At 63.9% G+C, this 23,212-nt stretch carries 21 protein-coding genes and 1 pseudogene; 6 read left to right on the top strand and 16 right to left on the bottom strand.

Going from position 1 to position 23,212, the window contains the following annotated elements:
* The 3 genes from P0Y43_RS20080 to P0Y43_RS20070 all read right to left on the bottom strand — a co-directional run bounded on the left by P0Y43_RS20080 (window position 1) and on the right by P0Y43_RS20070 (window position 3,572).
* On the bottom strand, window positions 1–1,590 hold the full coding sequence (locus tag P0Y43_RS20080) for an ATP-binding protein (RefSeq protein ID WP_275639011.1): 1,590 nt from the start codon (window positions 1,588–1,590) through the stop codon (window positions 1–3).
* A 110-nt stretch (window positions 1,591–1,700) separates the two neighbouring features.
* The gene (locus tag P0Y43_RS20075) at window positions 1,701–2,756 is read right to left on the bottom strand and encodes a tetratricopeptide repeat protein (protein ID WP_275639010.1); all 1,056 of its coding nucleotides are present in this window, start codon (window positions 2,754–2,756) and stop codon (window positions 1,701–1,703) included.
* Between the two features lie 117 nt (window positions 2,757–2,873).
* Window positions 2,874–3,572 carry a pirin family protein gene (locus tag P0Y43_RS20070; RefSeq protein WP_275639027.1) on the bottom strand — a complete coding sequence of 233 codons (699 nt, stop codon included), beginning with the start codon at window positions 3,570–3,572 and terminating at the stop codon, window positions 2,874–2,876.
* A gap of 220 nt (window positions 3,573–3,792) precedes the next feature.
* Between P0Y43_RS20070 and P0Y43_RS20065 the strand changes: the two genes are divergently transcribed.
* The 4 genes from P0Y43_RS20065 (at window position 3,793) to P0Y43_RS20050 (ending at window position 9,835) form a co-directional block, all read left to right on the top strand.
* A complete protein-coding gene (locus P0Y43_RS20065) occupies window positions 3,793–6,240 on the top strand; it encodes a UvrD-helicase domain-containing protein (RefSeq protein ID WP_275639009.1) in 2,448 nt (815 codons plus the stop codon).
* Window positions 6,241–6,507: 267 nt separating this feature from the next.
* Window positions 6,508–7,434, top strand: coding sequence for an alpha/beta fold hydrolase (locus tag P0Y43_RS20060; protein WP_275639007.1), 927 nt, complete (start codon window positions 6,508–6,510; stop codon window positions 7,432–7,434).
* Window positions 7,435–7,500: 66 nt separating this feature from the next.
* Window positions 7,501–7,911, top strand: coding sequence for a VOC family protein (locus tag P0Y43_RS20055; RefSeq protein ID WP_275639006.1), 411 nt, complete (start codon window positions 7,501–7,503; stop codon window positions 7,909–7,911).
* Window positions 7,912–8,158: 247 nt separating this feature from the next.
* Window positions 8,159–9,835, top strand: a complete 1,677-nt coding sequence (locus tag P0Y43_RS20050; RefSeq protein ID WP_275639005.1) for an MFS transporter — start codon at window positions 8,159–8,161, stop codon at window positions 9,833–9,835.
* A gap of 77 nt (window positions 9,836–9,912) precedes the next feature.
* Here P0Y43_RS20050 and P0Y43_RS20045 read toward each other — a convergent pair whose 3' ends face one another.
* From P0Y43_RS20045 to P0Y43_RS27115, 13 genes and pseudogenes are all read right to left on the bottom strand, one after another.
* On the bottom strand, window positions 9,913–10,473 hold the full coding sequence (locus P0Y43_RS20045; protein WP_275639004.1) for a hypothetical protein: 561 nt from the start codon (window positions 10,471–10,473) through the stop codon (window positions 9,913–9,915).
* Between the two features lie 38 nt (window positions 10,474–10,511).
* Window positions 10,512–10,898, bottom strand: a complete 387-nt coding sequence (locus tag P0Y43_RS20040) for a VOC family protein (RefSeq protein ID WP_275639003.1) — start codon at window positions 10,896–10,898, stop codon at window positions 10,512–10,514.
* Window positions 10,899–10,989: 91 nt separating this feature from the next.
* A complete protein-coding gene (locus tag P0Y43_RS20035; RefSeq protein ID WP_275639002.1) occupies window positions 10,990–13,179 on the bottom strand; it encodes an LTA synthase family protein in 2,190 nt (729 codons plus the stop codon).
* Between the two features lie 212 nt (window positions 13,180–13,391).
* Complete coding sequence (locus P0Y43_RS20030) at window positions 13,392–14,681, bottom strand: hypothetical protein (protein WP_275639001.1); 1,290 nt, start codon at window positions 14,679–14,681, stop codon at window positions 13,392–13,394.
* A 47-nt stretch (window positions 14,682–14,728) separates the two neighbouring features.
* On the bottom strand, window positions 14,729–15,475 hold the full coding sequence (locus P0Y43_RS20025) for a hypothetical protein (protein WP_275639000.1): 747 nt from the start codon (window positions 15,473–15,475) through the stop codon (window positions 14,729–14,731).
* A gap of 35 nt (window positions 15,476–15,510) precedes the next feature.
* The gene (locus P0Y43_RS20020; protein ID WP_275638999.1) at window positions 15,511–16,191 is read right to left on the bottom strand and encodes a C39 family peptidase; all 681 of its coding nucleotides are present in this window, start codon (window positions 16,189–16,191) and stop codon (window positions 15,511–15,513) included.
* A 60-nt stretch (window positions 16,192–16,251) separates the two neighbouring features.
* Complete coding sequence (locus P0Y43_RS20015; protein ID WP_275638998.1) at window positions 16,252–17,232, bottom strand: heme utilization protein; 981 nt, start codon at window positions 17,230–17,232, stop codon at window positions 16,252–16,254.
* A gap of 56 nt (window positions 17,233–17,288) precedes the next feature.
* Window positions 17,289–17,870, bottom strand: coding sequence for an adhesin (locus P0Y43_RS20010; protein ID WP_275638997.1), 582 nt, complete (start codon window positions 17,868–17,870; stop codon window positions 17,289–17,291).
* Window position 17,871: 1 nt separating this feature from the next.
* The gene (locus tag P0Y43_RS20005; RefSeq protein WP_275638996.1) at window positions 17,872–18,321 is read right to left on the bottom strand and encodes a hypothetical protein; all 450 of its coding nucleotides are present in this window, start codon (window positions 18,319–18,321) and stop codon (window positions 17,872–17,874) included.
* A 388-nt stretch (window positions 18,322–18,709) separates the two neighbouring features.
* The gene (locus P0Y43_RS20000; protein ID WP_275638995.1) at window positions 18,710–19,240 is read right to left on the bottom strand and encodes an AAA family ATPase; all 531 of its coding nucleotides are present in this window, start codon (window positions 19,238–19,240) and stop codon (window positions 18,710–18,712) included.
* On the bottom strand, window positions 19,237–19,803 hold the full coding sequence (gene pnuC, locus P0Y43_RS19995) for a nicotinamide riboside transporter PnuC (RefSeq protein WP_275638994.1): 567 nt from the start codon (window positions 19,801–19,803) through the stop codon (window positions 19,237–19,239). The genes P0Y43_RS20000 and pnuC overlap by 4 nt, the downstream gene beginning before the upstream one ends.
* A 175-nt stretch (window positions 19,804–19,978) precedes the next feature.
* Window positions 19,979–20,713, bottom strand: coding sequence for a methyl-accepting chemotaxis protein (locus P0Y43_RS27120; protein WP_430540268.1), 735 nt, complete (start codon window positions 20,711–20,713; stop codon window positions 19,979–19,981).
* Window positions 20,714–20,851: 138 nt separating this feature from the next.
* Window positions 20,852–21,523, bottom strand: a pseudogene (locus tag P0Y43_RS27115) (cache domain-containing protein); the annotation flags it as partial.
* A gap of 392 nt (window positions 21,524–21,915) precedes the next feature.
* On the opposite strand from P0Y43_RS27115, the gene P0Y43_RS19985 reads away from it, so the two are divergent.
* The gene (locus P0Y43_RS19985; RefSeq protein WP_275638992.1) at window positions 21,916–22,746 is read left to right on the top strand and encodes an undecaprenyl-diphosphate phosphatase; all 831 of its coding nucleotides are present in this window, start codon (window positions 21,916–21,918) and stop codon (window positions 22,744–22,746) included.
* A gap of 1 nt (window position 22,747) precedes the next feature.
* Window positions 22,748–23,164, top strand: coding sequence for a DUF1294 domain-containing protein (locus P0Y43_RS19980; protein WP_275638991.1), 417 nt, complete (start codon window positions 22,748–22,750; stop codon window positions 23,162–23,164).
* Window positions 23,165–23,212 lie beyond the last annotated feature (48 nt).

The raw sequence follows: 23,212 nt of genomic DNA, 5'->3' as shown, positions 1-23,212 counted from the left end.
TCAGCGTTCCCCCAGCATCTGGGCGACCCGTTCGCGCAGTTGCTGCAGTTCGAACGGCTTGCAGATCAGTTGCATGCCCGCGTCCAGGAAGTCATCCCGGGACATGGCGGTCTGCGCATACCCCGTGATGAACAGCACCGGCAGCCCAGGGCGCAGTTTGCGCGCGATTTCCGCCAACTGTCTTCCGTTCATCCCTGGCAGCCCGACATCGCTGACCAGCAAGGCCAGCGCATGTGGAGAGCGCAGCATCAGCAAGGCTTCATTGGCATTGCTGGCGCTGTGACAGGTGAACCCGTCATCGTGCAAGGCCTGGCACAGCAAGGTGCGTACATGCGGGTCGTCTTCGACCACCAATATCTCGCGACTGAGGCTGTGCGATGGTTCAGGCGGAACGGCCTGGGCCACTGGCGGGGTGCCGCGGAAGCGTGGCAGGTAGAGATCTACTCGAGTGCCCCGGCCGATTTGGCTATGCAGGGCTACATGGCCATGGGACTGCTTGCTGAAGCCGTACACCATCGACAGCCCCAGTCCGACGCCCTGACCGACCGGCTTGGTGCTGAAGAACGGCTCGAACGCATGATCCTGAATGCTTTCCGGCATGCCTTGACCGTTATCGATGACACTCAGGCACAGATAGTCGCCACCCGCCAACGCCCCCCCTGCGAAGTCGGTGTCTTCGATGTGCTGGTTGCAGGCGACGATGCTCAACAGCCCTCCACTGGGCATCGCTTCGCAGGCATTGGCCAGCAGGTTGTCGAGGGACTCTTTTAACTGCTGCTCGTCCACCGACAGTGGCCACAGGTCAGCGGGCAGTTGCACCCGCAGTTTCACCGTGTCGGTGAGCTTCTCGCGTAGGCGCGGGGGCTGCAGCAGAACGTGCAGGTTCACCGCCTGGCTGCTCAACGATTGTCGCGACGAGAACGCCAGCAGCCGGTGGGTTAGGCGGGCGGCCCGGGAAACCGCCTCCTGGCCCATCCGCAGCACGCTCTCAAGGTCTTGTGTACGGCCTTGCCGCAGGCGCTTGTCGATCAGCTCGAGGCTACCGCCGATGCTGGTGAGGAAGTTGTTGAAGTCATGGGCCACGCCGCCGGCCAACTGGCCGATGGCTTCCATCTTGCGGGTGCGGTACAGCGCCTGGTCGTCGGCGTGCTGCCGATGCTGGCATTGTTGCAGCTCGGCCAAGTGGTCGCGAGCCAGGTACTGGCGACGTCGCGCACGCAGGGCCTGGGCGGCGAGCATTAGAAGTTGGGCGTCCTCGAAGGGGCAGGCCAGCCGTGTCAGGTTGCCTAGTCGGTCCCACGCCGGGCGGTGGTCGGCCGTAGTGAGGGTAAGCAGCACCACGGGCAGGTCCGACCATACGGGTTGCAGGTCGATGAACTGCTGCAGCGGAGAGGGCGCGTCCTGCACCATGGCCTGTTCGGCAACGATCACCAAACCGACGCCTTCGTCCAGCCAGGGGCCGAGATCGACCACGTTGGCCGTGACTCGACAGCCGATACCGGCGCGGGTCAATAGCCTCGAGGTCGCTGTACCGAGCTTGTCGGGAGCCAGGATCAACGCACGCTCGTCGAGCGCCAACGCAGCAGCCAAGATGTCTCTCCTGTGATAATGCGCGACGGGGAATGCACGCGCGATCAGTGAACTTCTATCCACTGGACCACAGCAGTTCGATCAGGGTTCAACCGGCCTGTACAAAGGTTCTACAAGCCTTGCTGAAGTAGCGGATCATCGGGGTTCTGGCGCTCAAGTTCGGCTAGCAGCACCTGGACATTCTGCAACTGGCCGGTCTCTTTCCAGTACTGAATCAACAACACGCGCGCGCGTCGGTTTGCCGGTTGACGGCCGAGCAGCGTTTCCAGTTGCTTCTGTGCCGCTTCAACCTGTTCGAGGCCGTGCAGGGTGATGGCCAGGGTGTAGCGGTAATCGGCGTTGTCCGGCTCCAATTCGACCGCCCGAGAGAAGGCCAGCAGCGCGTATTCCTGCTGTTCATGGCGGGTCAGCCACAAACCCAGTTCGTGCTGCAGGAAGGCCGAGTCTGGCGTGAGGGCCAAGGCTTTGGCCAATACCTCCCGGGAGGCGTCGTGGTGGCCCTGGCGCTCCAGCAGGCGTACCTGGGTTGCCAGTGCATCTGGCCGTGCGGGTGCTACGGCCAGGCTACGTTTCAGCGCGGTCTCGGCCTGGGCGAAATCCGCCTCATGCAGGTAAAGGCGTGCCAGGTGCACCTGGGCTTCGGCGTCGTCGGGTTGCTGCTCCAGCACCTGCTGGTACTGCTCCAGGGCATCTTGTAGCGGTCGGAAGTACAGGCCAATGGCGTCGGGGGCGAGGCCGAGCAGGGCATCTACCGCAGCGAAGCGTACGCTCTGCTCGTCGTCCTCGAGCAGCGGGCCGAGTACCAGGCTGCGTTGCGCGGCGGGCAGCAGGCGGCGGATGCTGGTGATGGCCGCGCGGCGCACCAGGGGATCAGCGTGATCGAGGTCTTGGCGGGCCAGCTTCAGCGCCTGGGGCGAGGGGTAGTTGGGGAGTTCGGCGTACAACGCGGCGCGGCGTATCGGCGGCAGGTCGTCACGCTGCAGTTGTTGGTACAGGACGCGTGCAGCACCTGGCTGGCCGTCGTGGGCCTGGCGCAAGGCCTTGGCGTAGCTGTGCGGCGGCAGGTTTGCCGGCTGCGGTTGCGGGTCGCGCCACAGGTAGCCGATCACGCCTGGGACTGCGAGCACCAGCAGCAGGGCAATCAGATAACGGTAGCGTCTGGGCATCGGTGGGTCCGGGACGGCGGGAACGGTGAGCTTGGGGCAGGCAGTGGGGAAATGCAACCGAGCCCCGTGCCGCCCAGCGTCAGGGGCGGCACGGAGCGAAGCGTCGACTGGCGGGCGTCAGGCCACATCCACCAGCACGATCTCGCTGTCGTGCAGTGCCGTGACCTTCAATACCGCCTCCTGCTCGATGGCCACGCCATCGCGCGCCTTGGCCAGCAGCCCGTTTACCTCGATGTGGCCTTTGGCAGGCACCAGATAGCCGCGGCGCCCAGTGTCGAAGTGGTACTCGGCGCTTTCCCCTGCCCGCAGGGTGGCTGCCACCAAGCGGGCATCAGTGCGGATGCGCAAGCTGTCCTCGTCGCCGGCACGGCCGCTGGCCAGAGTCACGAAGCCCTCGCCGCGCTCACCTTTGGGGAACGGGCGCGTCCCCCAGGACGGTGCTTCGCCGACGCGCTCGGGGATGATCCAGATCTGGAAGATGCGTGTGTCGACCTTTTCCAGGTTGTACTCGCTGTGCACGATCCCGGTGCCGGCACTCATCACTTGCACATCGCCCGCCTCGGTGCGCCCCTTGTTGCCGAGGCTGTCCTGATGGCTGATGGCACCTTCACGGACATAGGTAATGATCTCCATGTCACGGTGCGGGTGGGGAGGGAAGCCACTGCCGGCGGCGATCAGATCGTCATTCCACACCCGTAGGTTGCCCCAGTGAGTGCGTGCCGGGTCATGGTATTCGGCGAAAGAGAAGTGGTGATGGGCATCCAGCCAGCCGTGGTTGGCGTGGCCAAGGCTTTCGAAGGGGCGCAGTTGCAGCATGATGGGGGCCTCGAGCAGTGGGAATAGCGCCATCATGCCTGGTTTTTTTATCGAAAATAATCGTAAATATCGGCTTAAAACAATCTGATCTATCGATATTGAGAGGCGAAGTACTTTATTCGTTTCATCGCCTAATTACCTGATCTACAAGCATTAGCTGGCACTTTTTTGCAGTTGGGGCGAACATGTCCGCTGTATTCGAATACTCACTGGAGTGACCGTGCCCAACGAGTTTCCCCCAGCCCCGCAACTGCTCGCGCCACCGGCTAAACTGCCCTGGCTGCGCCGACTGCTGGCCCGCCTGCTCGGTGCCGGTTTGACCCGTTTGCAAGCCCAGCATCGTGACTCCTGGCTACTCGGCCGTGCCAGCGCCTCGCATGAAGCCTACCAACGTGGCTTGGCAGAGGGCTACGAGGCTGGCCGCCAGGCGTTGCTGGCCGACGGCGACCAACCGCAGTTGGCAGAGGCGCCCGTCGTCGACGACAAACTGTTCGATGATTGGCGCTTGCCACTGACCGCTCAACTGAAAAAGCGCTTTAAAGCCGATGTGGCACAGCGCCTGCCCGCCGATGCGCAACCCAGCGCGGCGCAGTGGAAACTGATCTTCAGCGACACGCCGTCTACTTGCGTAGTCGCGGGTGCCGGAGCCGGCAAGTCGACCTCCCTGGTGCTACGCGTCCTCTTGTTACGCCACTACTTGGGGTTCGAGCTTGACGCCTTGACCGTGGTGACCTTCACCCGTGAGTCACGCAAGGATTTCATCCAACGCCTGATGCAGGTGTTCGCTCTCTGGCAGGTCGATCTGCCCGTGTCCCGTGCCCGCGATCTGGTGCGGACCTTCCATTCGCGCATCCTGCCTTTGGCCCGCAGCCTGCCGGGTTTGGCACAGGTGCGTGCGTTCGAGGCGCTGGGCAATGATGTGCCTGCGGGCGGCGAAACCGACGCCGATGGCAACCCCTTCGACCTGCGCTTGAACGAGGCCCAGCGCCAGCAGTTGAACCTGTGCTACCGCGACCTGCTACAGCACAATCCGCGCTTCGCCGACCTGGTTTGCACATTGCGTCGCGAGGCCCTGCAACTCAAACCCCTGGATCCGGACCACCCGGACGTGCAGAAGCGCGTGCAGGTGACCCAGTTGGCCGCCCAGCGCGACGAGGAGCTGTGTGACATTATCGAGGACCTGTGGTTCGCCGCTGGCGCCTGGCCGATCAAGGGCATTGAGCCGTGTCGCGAAACGGTTCACGTGCGCGGCAGTCGGTTCCACGTGCATGGCCGCCTGGAGAGCCTGGGCGCCTGGGTGGTGCTGGGGTTCGACCCCTCCGAGAGTGCCCATTACCAGCGCCCCGGCGCCAAACTGTCTGTACGTGCCGAGTGGGCGGTCAAGCGCACGCTGCTACAGGCGTTCTGCGACAAGCCCCTGATCTGGCTGGACAGCTACGCCAGCGCACAACGCCTGGCAGCCTCGTTGGCCGGCGACGCCGTGGCCGGGCCGGGCTTCGAGTACAAGGTCCAGGGTGAGCTGGCGGCGGCGCCGTTGCTCGATGCTTTCGTCGGTGCGGCGAGCTTCATCGAGAACTTGGGGTTGGAGGTGGACCATGCGGTGGCCGCCATGCAGTTCCCGCCCGGTGACAGCGATGGTCTGTTCTTCGAGGCCCTGGCGCTGTATTGGCCAGCCTTGGAGGCGCACTTGCAGGCGCAGTCGCCGCCAGTGATGTCCTACAACCGGATGTTCGCCCTGTTCGGCGAGCGTCATCCAGACAACCTGCGCCAGTTGTCGGACACGTTTCTACGCCCATTGGCGCACCTGATGATCGACGAGTTCCAGGATGTATCGCCGCAGATCGTCAGCTGGCTGCGCGCAACCCTGGCGGAGATTCGTCGACGTGGGCCGTCACTGCATGCCGGGCGCACAGCCACCCACAGCTCGCTGATGTGCGTGGGTGATGACTGGCAGTCGATCTATGGCTGGCGAGGCAGTTCGCCTAGCTATTTCATGGCGTTCACCGATACCTTCCCGTCACCGGCGCACACGCGAGTGATGCTGGTGGAAAACTACCGCAGCCAGCAGTACGTGATCGGTGCGGCCGAGCACTTGGTCAAGGGCGTAGCGGCGATCGCTGGCAAGAGGGCGCGGGCCAGTGGCCTGGCCGCGCAGTTGCCGTTGTCGCCGGTCAAGGTGTTGGCGCGTGACGAGGCGGCCCTGGGGCAGGCCGTGGCCGAACACTACCAACGCGGGGAAAGCGTGATGATACTGTTTCGAAAATCAGCTGATAAATTACTGATTTCAGACGTTATTTCTCGAATATTTAAAGTTGATTCTAGCTTGCCGTCGGCCCAGCGTCGGCTGCGTCAGTTGACCTATCACAGCGCCAAGGGCCTGCAAGCAGACGCCGTCTTCCTGCTTGGCGATTGTCAGTACCTGACCAGCTCACCTTACAAGAACCAGGCTTACCGCCTGGCAGGCCTGGGGCGCGCCGACGATGTCCAACCATTCGACACGGCACAGCAAGAGGAGGTGCAGCGCCTGGCCTATGTCGGTGTGACCCGAGCGATCAGGCACTGCTATTGGCATGTGGAGCCGGTCAGTGGCGAGGCGGCGAAGCTGCCGCGTGCGTCCAGCCGGGTGGATGGGCGCGAGGTCTTCTTCGAAGACCTGCGCGATCAGTGAGCCGGAGCGATCAGGAGGCCCTTGCTCCAATCGGGCAGGATGGGGCGGATCTGAACGTTGTGAAACGGCGCGTGAGTCATGTGAGTACTTCTGGCTTGATGAGTCGTTATCTATTGCTATCGCGCGGACAGGCCAGTAGTAGACAGCTCTAGCACCTGATGGCGGGTCGCTGTCGTGTATGCCGTTGTCGGTGAGGGATCAGCGGGGCGCCGATGCCTGGGCCATGGTGGACTGCCAGCCTGAATACGCCGCCAAGGAGAGTGCGCCATGCGTTCGCCGAACAGCCCCAAGGACCACCTGCTAGACCTCAATGGTGTCGAGATCGCCGTGCGCACCTGGGGGCCCGAAGACGGCATCCCAGTGCTGGCGATCCATGGTTGGTTGGACAATGCCGCTTCGTTCGAGCGCTTGGCGCCGTTGCTCGACGGCTGTTTCGTGGTGGCTCCGGATCTGGCGGGTCACGGTCGCTCCGACCACCGCCGCGACGACAGCGGTTACTACCTCTGGGAGCATGCCGAAGACCTGTTGGCTGTTACCGAAAGCTTGGGTATCACGCGTTTCCACGTCCTGGCTCACGGCATGGGTTCGGGCATTGCCTCGCTGGTCGCGGCATTCAGCAGCGCCACGGTGAGCATGATTTTCCTCGACGGCATGGGCGTACCCTTCACGGTCGCGCAAGGCGAGCGTCTTGAGCACCTGGCCCGTGCCTACCGGCTCAAACGCCTGGTGCAGCGCAGTCGTGTGCAGGGTTTTGCAGAACCGGACACCACCCGCTTCGCCGACCTTGAGGCCGCTGTGCAGCAGCGCCGGGACCGTCTTGGCGACACGTTGTCGGAGTCGGCCGTTCGCTTGCTGGCCCTGCGCGACCTGTTGCCGGTGGGTGACGGTTATCGCTGGCGACATGACCCACGGGTGGCCTTGCCCGAGCCCATGCCGTTGACTGAGCGCGAGGCCTGCGACCTGCTGCGCCAGATTCGTTGCCCGCTCTACCTGATGCTGGGCCGCCAGGGCGCCTTTGCCGGTGACGCGTTTGCCCGGCGCCAGGAGGCCTTGCCGACGCAGGTGCGCGTTTCGTGGCACCCCGGTGGCCATCACTTCCACCTCGACGCGCCAGACCGGGCGTTGGTGGATCAAGTGCTGCGCGTGCTGGCGAGCCATGAGCGAGGGGCCTTGCAACGGTTGGTCAACGAGTGAATGCCCGCGTCGCTGATCCTGCTATGGTGGTTGCCATACCTTTCTGCGGCCACAGGGAGTACCGGCATGCAACCGTTCGTGATCCGGCATATCGACCATATCGTGCTGCGCGTGCAAGACCTGCCGCGCAGCCTCGCGTTCTACCAGGGCCTGCTCGGTTGCCCGGTGAGCAAGACCCGGGAGGACCTGGGCATGATTCATCTGGCTGCCGGTAGCGCGATGATCGACCTGGTGGCGATCGATGGCCCATTGGGGCGCACTGGCGGGGCTGCAGCCCAGCGCGAGGGGCGTAACCTGCACCACTTCTGCTTGGGTATCGAGCCCTTCGACGAGCAGGCCCTGAGCGCTTACTTGGAGGCTGCGGGCGTACTGGTGGAGCCCGCAGAAAAGCGCTATGGCGCAGAGGGCGAGGGGTTGTCCCTGTACTGCTACGATCCCGATGGCAATCAGGTCGAACTCAAGGGCCCTGTGCGCTAGGCTCGAACCTTTTGGAACCCGTATGACTGACCCCGTCGCCGCGCGCGACAGGGCCGCCAGCCGCCTCCAATGCTGGCGAGTGGATATCCCCGCAAAGCCGATTATGCTTCAACGTACCTTGCTGCGATCCTGGGCGGTTCGCCCAGCCGTGCTTCGCGCAACCGTAGTCCTGTATCAGCCTAGGGGCCTGGGTGCGGTAATACTGATGAGGTGCTCCGGCCTGAAAAGAACAAGACGGAGGCAACCCATGGCGGCAATCGACAGCACATCGACGGGCAGTGCGCCCCAGCGCGGCATCAGCAAGGAGGAGCGCAAGGTCATCTTCGCCTCGTCCCTGGGCACGGTGTTCGAATGGTACGACTTCTACCTCTACGGCTCGCTGGCGGCGATCATCGCCAAGCACTTCTTCGCCGGGGTCAATGAAACCACCTCGTTCATCTTCGCCTTGCTGGCGTTCGCTGCGGGCTTCGCCGTACGGCCTTTCGGCGCCATCGTGTTCGGCCGCCTGGGCGACATGATCGGGCGCAAGCACACCTTCCTCATCACCATCGTGCTCATGGGCTTGTCCACTGCCGTGGTGGGGCTGTTGCCCAGCTACGCGACCATCGGTGTCGCGGCACCGATCATCCTCATCACCCTGCGCCTGCTGCAAGGCTTGGCGCTGGGGGGCGAGTACGGAGGCGCCGCGACCTATGTGGCCGAGCACGCGCCACCCGGCAAGCGCGGCTTCTTCACCTCGTGGATCCAGACCACCGCGACCCTTGGCCTGTTCCTGTCGCTGTTGGTGATCCTCAGCTGCCGCACGATCATGGGCACCGAGGCGTTCGAGGCCTGGGGCTGGCGGATTCCGTTCCTGCTGTCGATCCTGCTGCTGGTGATCTCGGTGTACATCCGCCTGCAGCTCAATGAATCGCCGGTATTCCTCAAGATGAAAGCCGAGGGCAAGGCGTCCAAGGCACCGCTGACCGAGTCGTTCGCGCGATGGGAAAACCTCAAGGTGGTGATCATGTCGCTGCTCGGGGGCACCGCAGGGCAGGCCGTGGTGTGGTACACCGGGCAGTTCTACGCGCTGTTCTTCTTGCTGCAGACCCTCAAGATCGACCCGCAGACCGCCAACCTGCTGATTGCCGGCTCGCTGTTGATCGGCACGCCGTTCTTCATTCTGTTCGGCAGCCTCTCGGACCGCATTGGGCGCAAGAAGATCATCATGGCCGGTTGCATCATCGCTGCGCTGACCTACTTCCCGATCTTCAAGGCCCTGACCGAGTACGGCAACCCGGACGTGTTCGTCGCCCAGGAGCAGAACCCGGTGGTGGTGGTCGCTGACCCCGCGCAGTGCTCGTTCCAGTTCGACCCGGTCGGCAAGGCCAAATTCACCAGTTCCTGCGACCTGGCCAAGACGCTGCTCGCCAAGCGCGCGATCCCGTACCAGAACGAGCGCGCCGAGCCGGGGACGGTGGCGCAGGTACGCATTGGTGAGCGGGTAATCCCGAGTTTCGACGGCAGCGGGCTGGCCGCAGCGGACTTCAAGGCCCAGAACGATGCGTTCACCGCGACCCTGAGCGGCGCGCTGAAGGAAGCCGGCTACCCCGAGAAGGCCGACCCGGCGAAGATCCACTACCCGATGGTGTTGCTGCTGCTGACCATCCTGGTGATCTACGTGACCATGGTCTATGGCCCGATCGCCGCGTGGCTGGTGGAGCTGTTCCCGGCGCGGATCCGCTACACCTCCATGTCGCTGCCGTACCATATCGGCAATGGCTGGTTCGGTGGCTTCCTGCCGACGGTGGCATTCGCCATGGTGGCGGCGACCGGGGACATCTACTACGGGCTGTGGTACCCGATCGTCATCGCGGTGATGACGGCGATCCTCGGCATCTTCTTCCTGCCGGAAACCAAGGACCGGGATATCAACCACAGCTGAGGTGATATGACGCGCCGGCCCATCGCGGGCTTGTTCCCCGCGATGGGCCGGCGCTGAAAAAACAACGGCTCCCCTGGCTACTGCCTCAAGGTAAACCGATACCCCACATCCACCCCCGTGCAGTCCCCCTTGCGCCCGGCCTTCTTCAGCACGAATTCGAACGCTGGCTCAAACAGCCCATCACGCCACACCGCCCCGCCCAACACCTCGACGTCGTACCAGCCGTTGTCCAGCTCGATGATCGGTCGCCCCGGCTCCTGGTAGCGCGCCAGCAGGTCGCCAAGGGTCTTGGCGGTGAAATGCTGCAGAATGCGCCAGGTGAACAGCATCAAGGCGCGGTTCTCCACCCGCAGCACATAGCCGGGGCGCCGGTGTTGCAAACGATTGCCCGGCTCGAGCAGAGCAGGGGTCGGCTCGTCGAGGCTGAATATGATGCGGTAGGGCAGGTTCTCGATGCCCGCCAGTGGCAACACCACGCCTTCGAGCACCGCGCGGTCGCCGCTGTCGCTGGTGGTGAACTCGCGGGCCAGGTCGTCGGGCAGGTCGTGATCTTCCTTGAAGCGTTCGAGCAGTTGGATGTCGGCGAGCAGGAAATAGTCGACCAGGTCGTTAAGGATTTCGCTGAATTCATAGCGCATCGGTTTTTCCTTGTTCTGTGTGCGCTGGGGCGGGTGTTTCAGTGGCGCTGAGTGATCTGGATCAGATTGCCGCAGGTGTCGTCGAACACGGCCACGATCACCGGGCCCAGGTCGGTTGGAGTCTTGCTGAACTGTACGCCGGCAGCGCACAGTCGGGTGTATTCCGCCTGGATGTCACGCACACCGAACGACGCGGCGGGTATGCCGTCCTGCTTGAGTGCGGTCTTGTATGCCCTGGCGGCCGGGTGGGTGTCGGGTTCGAGCAGTAACTCGACGCCATTGGGGTCGTTAGGGGAGGTCAAGGTGAGCCAGCGGTGCGGGCCCATGGGCAGGTCGTGCTTGGGCTCGAAGCCCAGCACGTAGTGGTAGAAGGCCAGGGCCTTGGCCTGGTCGTCGACCAGGACACTGGTGAGCACGATCTTCATAGGCGCCGCTCCAGAGGGACTTCCCTCAAGCAAAGCACATTCGTGGACGATCGTGGCCAGGGCCGGCGCTTTTGTCCGGCCCGTTGGGCGGTCAGCTCGATTGGGCGATATGCCCGTCCTGCAGTTCCTCGATCACCTCTTCCTCCCCAGGCAGGGCGGTGATCACACTGAAGTCGCTGACTTCGACCTCGCCGTCACCGTAACCTAGCAGGTGGAAGGAAAATGCCTTGCGCATGTTGGGGTTGTCGAAGTCGAACTCCAGTTCCAGGGGCTGGTCAGCGGTGACCACGATTTCTTCGGGTAACCCCAGCGGCACATCCTGCTCGAATTCCTTGGCCTTGAGCTGGATGTGCGCGCGCGCCTCTGGCGCCAGCGAGCGCACCTTGACCCGCACGCGGGTGCGCGAGCCTTCGGGCATTTCCAGGTACTGGGCGCCGATCAGGTTGTCCGCCCAGTCGTCACGGATGTTCGCGTGCAAGGTGATGGGGGATGGACCGCCGAACTGGTAGCGCAGGTTCAGTGGCGTTTGCAGCAGCGACTGGTCCAGAACCCCGGCCAAGGCACTGATCTGCGGGCCGAGGGGCGCGTCAGCGCGGCCGAGAAAGCGCGCTTGGTCGGCGATGAAGCCTTCACTGGCATAACGCCGGCAGCGCTGTTGGAAGTCACATTCGCTGAGGGTGCCCTGGCCGTCGTGGTAGCGCAGCATGCCATTGGTGAAGGAGATCATCTCGCGGCCGCTGTCGTAGTCGCGGAACAACGAGCGGCCGGCCAAGGCCGCGGGAATCGGCAGGGCGAAGTAGTCGAGCAGAGAGGTGGCCAGGTCGACATGCCCGTAGGTACCGTGCTTGAGGTTCGGCAACTGCGCCTGTTCCGGTGCCAGGGTGAGGTTGAAGCCCCAGGAGGATGCCAGGCGAACACCATCGATGCCGTGTGACTCGTCGGAGGTGATCACCACCAGGGTGTCCTTGAGCACACCTTGACGTTCCAGGGCATCGAGGAACTGCCCGAGGGCGTCGTCGAGGTACGCCACTGCGGCTTGCTTGGCGGTCGCGTGACGCTCCAGGTACTCGTCGGGGGCGGAGTAGGGCTGATGGGTACCGACGGTGAGCAGGGTGAGCATCCAGGGCTGCGCCTGCTGGCGCAGGTTGTCGACGTAGCCCAGGGCGCCTTCGAAGAATGCCCGGTCGTCCTTGCCCCAGGGGAATTCCAGGTAGTTGTCGTTGCCGAACCACTCCACCCCATGCACCGAGGAGAAGCCGATGTGCGGCATGATCCGGTCCTTGGCCATGAAGCGCAGCCCAGCGCCCTGCAGATAGTGAGTGGCGAAGCCGGCCTGGCGCAGTTGGGCAGGCAGGCAAGCCTCGTTACGCAGGTTCTGGGTCAGCAGCTCGACGCCCTTGGGCGTGCCGTTGGCCAGCTTGTCGTAGTCGCCGCAGAGCATGGCATACAGGCCGCGGATGGTCTGGTGGGTGTGCAGGACGTAGTCGGGGGTGTTCATGCCGCGTTCGGCCCAGCGACTGAGGTTGGGCATCAGGTCTTCGCCGAAATGGCTGTGCAGGGCCTGGCGATTGGCGCGCACGTAAGCACCGGGAATACCCTCCAGAGCGATCACCAGCACGTTGCGCGCGCTGCCAGGACCGTCCAGCAGGCGTTGACCGTTGAGGTCGGCTTGAGTCAGGCCGCTGCTGGGCAAGGGGCTGACCGGTGCCTCAGGTGCCAGTCGGCGCTGCAGGTCACCGATGCCGGCCGAAAGCAGTTGGTGGGGCAGGTTGTACTGGCGCCATTGGTCAGCCTCCGAGGGGGCCAGGTGCTCGATACCCCAATGGGCGGCGAGCAAGGTCACAGGCAAGGCCCAGGCCTTGCGCGGCAGTGTGTGGGCAGATTGCCCAGGGCGCCGCCAGCGAGCCAGCAGCCAGGCCAGCAGACCGCTGCCCAGCAGCCATGGCAGCCAAGGGTGGGCGAGTGCACCGCCGGTGGAGTTCTCCATGAACTGCGGGTCGAGCAGGTAGCCCAGGTCGGCGCTGGTGGGCAGGCGCCCCACCGCGCTGACCAACTCGGCCGCAGCGACCAGCAACCCGCCCCAGGCGAGCAGTATGGGGAGCGCCAGCCACCAGGCGCTGCGCAGCAGGATCAGCAACAGCAGGCCGCCGATGGCGAGGTCCGACAGATAACCCAGTGGGTCGGACCAGCCCAGCAGTGCGCGCACGCCCAGGGGAATCACCAGCACCAGACCTGCCAGGGTGGCAAGGTGCGCGCGCCGATGGCCAAACACGTTCTTCACGAAACCTTCCTTATTGCCATGAAACCGTCACGAAAATGTGCTGCATCATAACAGGCGCGGGGCGGGAAGGCCGGAGGGGGACAAGGATGGTTACCAAAACGCGGGGCAAGCGGTCGGTGTCATCACCGGGCAAGCACGCCCCCAGGCTCACCGCCGTTCGCAACGATGGCGGTGAGCCTGGGGGCGTGCTTACCCTGCGACAGGGCGTCAGGTCAGAAGTAGTACGGGAATTTCAGGCTGAAGGTGAAGTCCGGGGCATCGTCGGTCAAACCGATCGACAGGTTCGGCACGATGGTCAGGTTGTCGGTCGCCGCCAAGGTCATGCCGACGTTGAAGTAGGCGGCGTTGGCGTCGCTGCTCTTGATGTCGGCCCAAGCGTCGCCGGTCTCGGCGGACTTGATCCGCGAGCGGCGGGCGATCAGGTCGGAGACCGAGAACGACATCGACATCTTCTCGTTGAGGGCGAAGGCGATACCCGCACCGATCTGGAAGCTGTCGCCGATTTTCACCTTGCCCGGCACTTTCTGGTTGACGGTCGAGCTGATGTCGCTGAACGAGTCCTCGAACGTATGGGTGTACGACAGGCTGCCGAACAGCACCGCCGGGTCGTAGGTCTTGACCAGCGAGATACCTGGGGTGATCGACCATACGCCGTTGCCGGTGGGCAGGTCCTCGGGGTAGCTGAGGCTGTCGTTCTCGGTATCGCGCAGCAGCTTGATACCGAACGGGTCCTTGCCGGTGGGCGCCTTGACCCGCACGCTGAACACTGCGTCCGGGGTGTTTTCCGATTCGTCGAGGAACTTGTAGGCTACGCCGAAGTTGACGTCGCCCAGGGTCGGGTCACGGGTGACGGTGCGCTCCGACACGCCTTGGGCGTTACCGCCTACGCCGCCGGACTGGTAGGTCGACTCACGGTAGACGATCGGCACGTTGACGTCGAACTGCCAACGGTTGTCGAAGTTGTAGCGAGCGGTGAGGTCCAGGGTCCAGTTGTCAGCCTTGATCCGGTCCAGGTTGATGTTGCCCAGGAAGATCGAATCCAGCGCCAGGAAACCATTGAGGATCAGCTGGCGCGTGTCGTAGCGGGCATAGGTGATGCCGGTCTCGACACTGAACTTGCCGCCGCCGAAGAAGCCGCTGGCTTCGTCGTAGAGGTTGGAAACGCTCTGTGCCGGTTCCGAATCATCCTTGAGCGACTCGCCATACGAGGCGCCCGTCGCCGCACCGCCACCTGAGGCGGCGATGGCCTGGCTGCTGCGCGGCTGCGAGGCCGGCGAACGGGTCAGGCGCTTGGGTTGCGGGGTGGCGGGCTGTTCCTCGACCTGGCGGACACGTTGTTCAAGTACCATCAGGGCCTGTTGCTGGCTTTCATAGCGCTGCTTGAGCGCTGCCAACTCGGCCTTCAGGGCCTCTACCTGGGGGTCGGCGGCTGCGTACAGCAGTGACGATGGCACCAGGGTTCCCAGGCAGACTACTGCCCTCAAAGACAACGATCGATGCATAAGTTAGCCGTCCCTTCCAACTACGATGAATTGAGACGAAGCGTAGATCAATATCCTGAAACACGTAGGCCCTTGAGCTGGTCAAGGTTGCAGTTCAGGGCGCCCGCGGAGGGCAGGTTGTCGCGCAGCACGACATTGAGCTGAGTCACGTTGCTGACGGCGTTGCTGCCGCCGAGCAGGGTGGTGGCTTGGAGCATGCCGCCATTGGCCAGTCGTTGCAGGCTCTCGCCCTGGTTGTTGCTGGCCTGGATGGCCATCTGGATGCCACTGCCAGTGTTCGACACCCTGACGGTACCGGCGCCGTTGGTGCTGGTCAGGGTGGTGCCGGCAGTGAGGATCTGGCCCAATGGCTGACCTGCGTCGCCCACCTGATTGGCCTCGCGGACGTTGATCGACACGTCGTTGTAGGCGCTGTTGTTGTCACCTGCCGCGCGAACTGATTGGGTCACGCCCTGAGTGGTGTTGACCAACCCTGCACCGCCATTGACCAGTCCATTGCCACGACCGGGCGCGTCGCCATTACCGTTCTGGCCGGTCATTGATACATAGAACTGCGGCTGGTAGGTATTCTGCTGCACCTGCAGCGTCGTGGTGGCGCCGATACGGTCACCGGCGGCGTTTTGCCAGGTGCTGCTCATTACTACACCGAAACTGATGATTCGCCCGGGCATCACATAGCGTCCGCGCAACTGGGCCAGTTCCTGGTCCTTGATCTCGATGGGCTTGAACACCTGCGCCTGGACGGGAAGGCTGGCAGCCAGACAGGCGGCAACCAGCCAGGTGGTAGTCTTCATCGCTGCTCCCCGGAGCGTCCTGCCCCTTGTAGTGATCAGAAGAAATCGCTCTGGATGAAACCGAACTCCATCAACTGCGCGTCCTCGACCGGGTAGAAACCGTCGATACGGTTCTTCGCGGTCAGTGGTGCCGGCGGGTCGAGCAGGGCATTGGCCTTGTCGTAGCCGGGGCCGATGACGGCGAAGATGATGCCGTTCCAGCCGTTGAGGAAGTCGTCGAACTTGTAGCGTTTGTGGCCCAACACCGGGTCGCCGATGTAGACCCAACCCTTGTCGATGCGCTGCAGCACGACAAAGTGCTTGTAACCACGGATGTCCATCAGGACCACGACCGGGATGCTCACCTTTTCCAGGGTGTCGGGTTCGACCCGATAGCCCCGGGCGCGCATGCCGATGCTTTCCACGTAGCGCTTCATGTCGAGCATGGAGAAGCCCTGGACCTTGACGGTGTCCTGGTCCGAATGGGCGAGCATGCCCTCGATGACCTGGTGCTCGTCCACGTCAAGCCAGTAGGCCTGCTTGAGGACGGTCGCCAGGGCGGCGGCGCCGCAACTGAAGTCGGTTTTCTGTTGCACCAGGTCGGCGAAGCGCCGTTCACGGATGCTCTGCACGGGTTTGTACACGAGTGTGCCACCGGGCATTGCCGCGATCGGCATCTGCGCGGCTTCGATGACGCCGGCGAGGAACATGAGTGCGGCAAGCAGGACAATGCGCATGACCTTCTCCACCTGGTAGAGACAGGGAAAGGGGCCCCGAAGGGCCCCGATCGACTGCTGTTACATGCAGGCTTTGCAACCTGCGGCGATGGACAGCGAGTTGGTCTGCTGGTTGCCGTTGCCGGCCGAGACGTTGGCACCGACGTTGCCCGACACGCCATTGAGCGAGTTGGTCAGGTTGGCGGTGTTGGTTACAGGGGTGCGCCAGCCGGTGGGGGTCAGTACTTGGTAGGAAGCGACGCCTGCCAGGCCGAAGGTGCCCTCTTCGTGGAACTTCAGAGGGTCCTTGTCGACACGGCCGCCACCACGGTTGTCGTGGCCACCGCGGCTGCTTTCGTCTTCCACGTAGCCCCAGCCATTGCCCTCGTAGTGACCGTAGGCCGCGAAGGTCGAGTACAGGGTGTCCTTGCTGTAGGTACGGTCGGCCTTGTTGCTGACCGACAGGCCAGTCACAGTCTGGTTGGCGGCGCCAGTGGCGGCGGCTACGCGGCCACCGGAGACGGCGATCGCCAGGTTGTTTTTCTGTTGGTTGAAGTCGCCGGCGGTCACGTTGATGCCGATGTTGCCGGAGCTGCCGTTGGCCGAACCACTGAGGTTGGCGGTGTTGGAGGTGGAGTAGTTCTTGACGTGGTTGCCGCTGTTGACCTGGTTAGCCTGGGCCATGGCGACCGCGCTGCCGAAGATGAAGTTCTCATCGGCAGTGGCGATGGCGGCGACGTTGTCTTGTTGGTTGCCGTCGCCTGCTGCAACGTTGGCGCCCAGGTTGCCTTGGGAGCCGTTGGCCGAGTTGTCCATCCGGGCGTCGTTGCGGGTGCCCTGGTTGGTCACGCGGTTGCCGGAGTTCATCTGGTTGTCCATCACAGTGGCGGCGGAACCGGCGGTGATCAGCAGCTGCAGCAGCAGGTTTTGGTTGTTGTTGTGGTGGCCATTGTTATGGCCGCCATGGCCGCGATCGTTGTCGCGTCCGCCAGCTTGTGCAGCAACTGCCATGACCGCAGCGAGGGCGAATACCAGAGGCTTGAGTGCCATTTTAGGTTTCATGGTGTTTCTCCGCTTATTTTCGTTGTTAAGTGTTGTGTGTTGCCGTGTCACTCGGGTCAATCCGCAACCCGTACGCTCAGGGTGTTGGCCATTCGGTTACCCACCCCGGCGCTCTGATTCAACTGGATCACCCCGCGGCTGCCGGTGAAGGCCTGGTCACTGGTAGTGACCTGGCGACTGCCGGGTGCGTGATCAGTTGCGTCGGAGCCATTGGCCAGCGAGACGTTCTGCTGGCTGAGAATGCTGTCGTCGATGCTTTGCGGGAATGCGCTGATGCTGATGCGCACCGCGTTGGCTTGCTGTGTCGCGGCGCCGGCCGATTGGTTGATGCCGAGCATGCCGTTGCCGTTGCTGAAGGCGTTGCCGTTGATGCTGGCGCTGGCATCGAGGCCAGGGCTTGCACGGAAGTCACTGCGCTGGCGGATCTGCGTGCTGGCTTGGCCCTCGGTGCCGATGGCGATGGCCTTGACGTTGGCCTGTTGCAGCGCGTCGCCAGACGCTTGGTTGATGTTCAGGTTGCCCTGGTAGGCGCGGCCGCTGGCGTCGATGTTGGCGTTGTCGACCACGGGCGAGGCGGCGAAGGCACTGGCACTACCGAACAGGGCGAGGCACAGCAGGGAATGGTTGAAGGTGCGCATGTCATTGGCCCCGGGTCAGGATCTGCAACGGCGCCATGCCGCGCTGGACGTTCTGGTTGACCGTGTTCGAGATGCTGTTGCCACTGGCGGCGCCGGCACTCGAGCCGCCGGCCATGCCGGGCAGTTGCGACTGGGCGGTGCCCATGCCGCGAAGGGTGCCTGAGGCATCGGGCTGGAAAATGCGGTTGACGGTGGAGCCGCTGGCGACGCTGGCGAAGTCGCCGTCTGTGAGTTCGTTGGTCTGGGCCTGGATACGCGCCGACTCGTTGGTATTCACGGTGGTAGGGTAGGGATCGGGAGTGCCGGTGCGGCGATCAGCCTGGCGGGCCTGGACATCGCGGGTCAGGACCACGACACCGTTGCCACCGGCGAAGACCGGGACTGGGAGGGTTGCGGCGGTGAGGCAACCGAGGACGAGCAATGCAGGCAGGGTGTTGTAGGTATGTGCCACGGCGATGCTCCCTTCTCTGTGCGCTGGCCCTTGAGCGTTGCGAGGAAGAGAGCGAAAGCCGTGCCGCTTTTGGTTTTGTCCGGTTTATCAGTGGGTTGCGTTCGGCGTGGGGGATTGCCGGTTTTCTGTTGTATCAGCGCTGATACAAAGCGGCTGGCTATCAACCGGCAAGGGGCGAAGTACGGGGCTTCGGCGGCGCGCGAAAGGGAGTGTATCAGCGCTGAGACAGTTCCCCCGAGAGTGAGTGAGAGCCCCCAGCAATGGGGGTTTGCCGGGGCGGGGGTGTATCAAGGGGTTAACAGGGCGCCAGGTGCGGTCCCATCTCGGTTCAGGCCCCCACAGGGTACCGCGCTGATTCCGAAACGAGTGGGGCCCCGCGATCAGGCTCTCACAAACCTACCCCAACCAGCTCAGCCACCGCCGTCAGCGCCTGATCGCGCCGTTGCGCCCAATCCCCATCGATCACCTGCACCCTTTGCCCATTGCGCCGCAGCCACGCCTGGCTGTCATCGAAGAACGTCTGGCGCTCTTCGATCCGCGGTTGGCAACGTTGGCCGTCGCCGACCCAGTCCACCCCTTGTGGACTGAGCAGCAGGTGCAGGTCGTAGTGCCGCGCCAGCAGCGCGTCTTCCAGCCACCCGGGACAATCGCCGAACAGCACGCGGCTCCAGAGGATATTGCTGAGCAGGTGGGTGTCGAGGATCAGCACCGACGGGGCCTGCGCGCGCGCATGGTCTTCCCAGGCCAATTGGCCTCGGGCGATCGCTGGAATATCGGCATAGCAGGTGTCGCGTTGTTCGCTTTCGATGAAGTGGCGCACGTATTCACCCACCGTCACGCCGCCGAAGCGTGCCTGGATCTCGCCACTGAGCCAGCTCTTGCCGCTGGACTCAGGGCCGCACAACACCAAGACCTTCATGTGCTGGCCAGCGCCGGGTCGCGCCGCCACTCCAGCCAGCCGCGCACGGCGATCAAGGTGAACAGGGCATACAGCGCGGCGGTCAGGTACAGGCCTTTGTACAGGAACAAGCCGACGAAGATCACATCCACCACCACCCACAGCGCCCAGCATTGCAGACGTTTCTGGGCCATCCATACCTGGGCGACCAGGCTGAAGCCGGTCAGCGCCGCGTCCAACCAGGGCTGGGCGGCATCGGTCCAGTGCGCCATGGCCGCGCCGAGGGCCAGGCTGGTGATCAGGCCGACACCCAGCCCCGCGAGCATTGGCGTGGTGGCAAGGTTCGATACCTGGCGCGCGTCCTCGACCCGGTCGGGGCGGGTCCACTGCCACCAGCCGTACAGTTGGAGCACCGCGTAGACCAGTTGCAGGAGCATGTCCGAGTACAGCTTCACTTCGTAGAAGATCCAGCTATAGAGCACCACCATCACCAGACCGATCGGCCAGCACCAGGGGTTCTGCCTGACCGTGAGCCACACGGCGATGACGCCGAGGGCGGCGGCGAAGAGTTCGAGGCCGGACATCGGCGATCCTTGGGGGAAGGGAAAGGGCGCGATTGTAGCGTGCGGGGAAGGGAAGGTGAATGGCGCGGGCCCCTATCGCGTGGCAAGCCCGCTCACACAGGTAGTGCACAACCCCTGAGAGCGGGCGGGGCACCTGTGGGCAGGCTTGCCCCGCGATAGGAGCGCAGGCCTGGATTCACACCTTGAACTGACGCAGCAACTGCTCCACTTCTTCGCTCAAGCGCGCCAGGGCCCGCCCCGCGTCGCTCGACTGGCGTGCCGCCTCGGCGGCCTGCTGCGACAACCCCGCCGTGTCGAGCACGTTGCGGTTGATCTCCTCGACAACATGCGATTGTTGCAGGGTGGCGCTGGCAATCGAGGTGTTCAGCGCCGCCAGGTTATGCAGCGCCTGGTGGATGGCATCGAGGCTGGTGCCGGCTTCGCGGGCCTGCTCGACGGTCTGGCGCGAAGCCTCGCTGCTGGTACCGATGGCCTTGACTGCCGCCTCCGACTGGCCCTGCAGGTGCTCGATCATGGTCTGGATCTCGGCGGTCGACTGCGCCGTGCGCTGGGCCAACAGGCGCACCTCGTCGGCGACCACGGCGAAGCCACGGCCCTGTTCACCGGCACGGGCCGCCTCGATGGCGGCGTTCAGGGCCAGCAGGTTGGTCTGCTCGGCGATCGAACGGATCACCTCCAGCACCCCGCCGATCTTGGTGCTGTGCCCGGCCAGGTCACGGATCACCTGCTCGGCCTGCTCGATGGTCACCGATAGCTGGTCGATCTGTCGCAGGCTGCCATGAATCGCCTCTTGGCCATGTTGCACCTGCTGCTGTGCGTTGCGCATTTCGCCGGCGGCCTGTTCGGCATTTTTCGCCACGTCCTGCACGGCATAGGTGACCTCATTGACCGCGGTGGCCACCTGATCCATCTGCAACGATTGCTGGGCGCTGTGCTGCTGGGCGGAGCCGGCATTGTCGCCGACGTGGCCGGCGGATTGGGCGAGGGCGTGGGCGGTGCCTTGCAATTGTCCGACCACCCCCTGCAGCTTGCCGTTGAAACGGTTGAAATATTCGCCCAGGTGGGTGATTTCGTCGCGGCCGTGGGTGTCCAGGCGGCGCGTCAGGTCGCTTTCGCCACTGGCGATGTTGCCCATGGCCTGAACCGCTTCTTGCAATGGACGGGCGATGCTGCGGGCGATCAGCCACACCAGGAGGGCCATCAGCAGGGCGATGCCCAGGCCAATCAGCGAAGCGTCACGCACCTGGCGGGTGAACTCGGCCTGCACGTCGTCGACGTACACGCCCGAGCCGATGATCCAGCCCCATGGCTTGAACAACTGGATGTACGAGGTCTTGGCCACGGGCTCTTCGGCGCCGGGCTTGGGCCAGCGGTAGTCGACCGGACCGGCGCCCTGGGCGCGCGCCAGAGCGACCATCTCGTTGAACACGGCGAAACCGTCCGGGTCGCGGATGGCCGAGAGGTCCTGGCCATTGAGCTTGGCGTTGACCGGGTGCATGACCATCTTCGGCCCCAGGTCGTTGATCCAGAAGTAGTCATCCTGGTCGTAGCGCAGGCCGCGCACGACCTGCAGTGCCTGTTGCTGGGCAGCTTCGCGACCCAAGGTGCCGGCCGCTTCCAGGCCTTGGTAGTAGGCGAGCACGCCGACGGCGGTTTCCACCACGTGGCGGGTCTTCTCCGCCTTGGCCTGGTACAGGTCACCATGGATCTGGCGCAGCATCAGCAGCCCCAACACCAGCAGCATGGCCACCGACACCAGCAGGATCAGCGACAGGCGCCGGCTGATCGACATCGACCTTAGGGTCTTCATCAAAGGGTCACTCCGCATTGTTCTTGTTATTCAGAGGGCATCCAACCACGACCAGATGCCTGCAACCCACTCTACCAACGGCTAAGTGCCAGGTTCGGCGATCCATGTTGCATCCAGCGCAAGCCTTTGCGCAGGGCCTCTGCTAGGATTTCGGCCGCGCAAGATGAAACCTTTAGGTGCGCGGCGCATTTGCACTGGCATTGGGCCCGATAGTCGCTGTAAAAGGGCGTGCCGTTATTGGCGTCACCTGTAGATCAAGAACGAGGACACTGCCGGGAGCCGTGTCCCATTTGGGGGAGTTGATGGATTTTTGGAGTGCCTTTCAGGCAATCATCCTGGGGATCGTTGAAGGCTTGACGGAGTTCTTGCCGATTTCCAGCACCGGTCACCAGATCATCGTGGCCGACCTTATCGATTTCGGTGGCGAGCGCGCCATGGCGTTCAACATCATCATCCAGCTGGGTGCGATCCTGGCGGTGGTGTGGGAGTTTCGCCGCAAGATCTTCGATGTCGTCGTGGGGCTGCCAACCCAGCCGACCGCCCGGCGCTTCACCGCCAACCTGCTGGTCGCCTTCATGCCGGCGGTGGTGTTGGGGGTGCTGTTCGCCGACCTGATCCACGAGTACCTGTTCAACCCGATCACCGTCGCTGCGGCGTTGGTGGTGGGGGGCGTGATCATGCTCTGGGCCGAGCGCCGTGAGCACCGTATCGAGGTTGACCATGTCGACGACATGCGCTGGAGCCACGCCCTGAAGATCGGTTTCGTCCAGTGCCTGGCGATGATTCCGGGTACTTCGCGTTCCGGCTCTACCATCATTGGCGGCCTGCTGTTCGGATTGTCGCGCAAGGCCGCCACCGAGTTTTCCTTCTTCCTGGCGATGCCGACCATGGTCGGTGCGGCGGTGTATTCGGGCTACAAGTACCGCGAACTGTTCCAGCCGGGCGACCTGCCGGTCTTCGCCATCGGTTTCGTGGTGTCGTTCATCTTCGCCATGATCGCCGTGCGCGCCTTGTTGAAGTTCATCGCCAACCATAGCTACGCGGTGTTTGCCTGGTACCGCATCGTCTTTGGCCTGTTGATCCTGGCGACCTGGCAGTTCGGCTGGGTCGACTGGGCCACCGCGCACGGTTGACATGGGCCGCCTGCAAGCCAAGGCGCGCCCTGTGCAAGGCGGGGTGCGCCATCCACGCCTGAAGCTGCTGATGCTGGTCGCCCTGTGCCTGGTGCCGGCGTTGGGGGCAGTGGGCATGGGGTTGAGTGGGCAGTCCTGGGTGCCGCTGGCGTTTTACCCTGTCGCCAGCCTGGCCAGCCTGCTGCTGTACTGGCACGACAAGCGCCGCGCCCGCAATGACGGACAGCGCACGCCGGAGAAGGTGCTGCATGCCAGCGAGTTGCTTGGCGGTTGGCCGGGGGCGTTGCTGGCGCAGCAACTGTTCCGGCACAAGACGCGCAAGCTGTCCTACCAGCTGGTGTTCTGGGGGATTGTCCTGGTGCACCAGCTGTTGTGGCTGGGTTATCTGTTGCGCGGCACGCCCTGGCTGGGGTTGTGACCGGGCTGGCCTCATCGCGGGGCGGGCCCGTTCCTACAAGGCTCACCG

The organism is Pseudomonas entomophila (genome assembly GCF_029193575.1).
In the GTDB taxonomy this organism is placed as follows: Bacteria; Pseudomonadota; Gammaproteobacteria; order Pseudomonadales; family Pseudomonadaceae; genus Aquipseudomonas; species Aquipseudomonas entomophila_G.
Note: the sequence above shows the minus strand (reverse complement) of the source record. Positions and strands in the feature narration are given on the sequence as shown.

Bases quoted from the DNA above. Each gene is read 5' to 3' on its own strand.
- P0Y43_RS20040 (WP_275639003.1), bottom strand. From the start codon at position 10,898: ATGAAGATCGTGCTCACCAGTGTCCTGGTCGACGACCAGGCCAAGGCC.
- P0Y43_RS20045 (WP_275639004.1), bottom strand. From the start codon at position 10,473: ATGCGCTATGAATTCAGCGAAATCCTTAACGACCTGGTCGACTATTTC.
- P0Y43_RS20000 (WP_275638995.1), bottom strand. From the start codon at position 19,240: ATGAAGGTCTTGGTGTTGTGCGGCCCTGAGTCCAGCGGCAAGAGCTGG.
- P0Y43_RS20055 (WP_275639006.1), top strand. From the start codon at position 7,501: ATGCAACCGTTCGTGATCCGGCATATCGACCATATCGTGCTGCGCGTG.
- P0Y43_RS20050 (WP_275639005.1), top strand. From the start codon at position 8,159: ATGGCGGCAATCGACAGCACATCGACGGGCAGTGCGCCCCAGCGCGGC.
- P0Y43_RS20025 (WP_275639000.1), bottom strand. From the start codon at position 15,475: ATGAAGACTACCACCTGGCTGGTTGCCGCCTGTCTGGCTGCCAGCCTT.
- P0Y43_RS19980 (WP_275638991.1), top strand. From the start codon at position 22,748: ATGGGCCGCCTGCAAGCCAAGGCGCGCCCTGTGCAAGGCGGGGTGCGC.
- P0Y43_RS27120 (WP_430540268.1), bottom strand. From the start codon at position 20,713: ATGGATCAGGTGGCCACCGCGGTCAATGAGGTCACCTATGCCGTGCAG.
- P0Y43_RS20015 (WP_275638998.1), bottom strand. From the start codon at position 17,232: ATGAAACCTAAAATGGCACTCAAGCCTCTGGTATTCGCCCTCGCTGCG.
- P0Y43_RS20030 (WP_275639001.1), bottom strand. From the start codon at position 14,681: ATGCATCGATCGTTGTCTTTGAGGGCAGTAGTCTGCCTGGGAACCCTG.
- P0Y43_RS20010 (WP_275638997.1), bottom strand. From the start codon at position 17,870: ATGCGCACCTTCAACCATTCCCTGCTGTGCCTCGCCCTGTTCGGTAGT.
- P0Y43_RS20060 (WP_275639007.1), top strand. From the start codon at position 6,508: ATGCGTTCGCCGAACAGCCCCAAGGACCACCTGCTAGACCTCAATGGT.
- P0Y43_RS20070 (WP_275639027.1), bottom strand. From the start codon at position 3,572: ATGCTGCAACTGCGCCCCTTCGAAAGCCTTGGCCACGCCAACCACGGC.
- P0Y43_RS19985 (WP_275638992.1), top strand. From the start codon at position 21,916: ATGGATTTTTGGAGTGCCTTTCAGGCAATCATCCTGGGGATCGTTGAA.
- pnuC (WP_275638994.1), bottom strand. From the start codon at position 19,803: ATGTCCGGCCTCGAACTCTTCGCCGCCGCCCTCGGCGTCATCGCCGTG.
- P0Y43_RS20075 (WP_275639010.1), bottom strand. From the start codon at position 2,756: ATGCCCAGACGCTACCGTTATCTGATTGCCCTGCTGCTGGTGCTCGCA.
- P0Y43_RS20020 (WP_275638999.1), bottom strand. From the start codon at position 16,191: ATGCGCATTGTCCTGCTTGCCGCACTCATGTTCCTCGCCGGCGTCATC.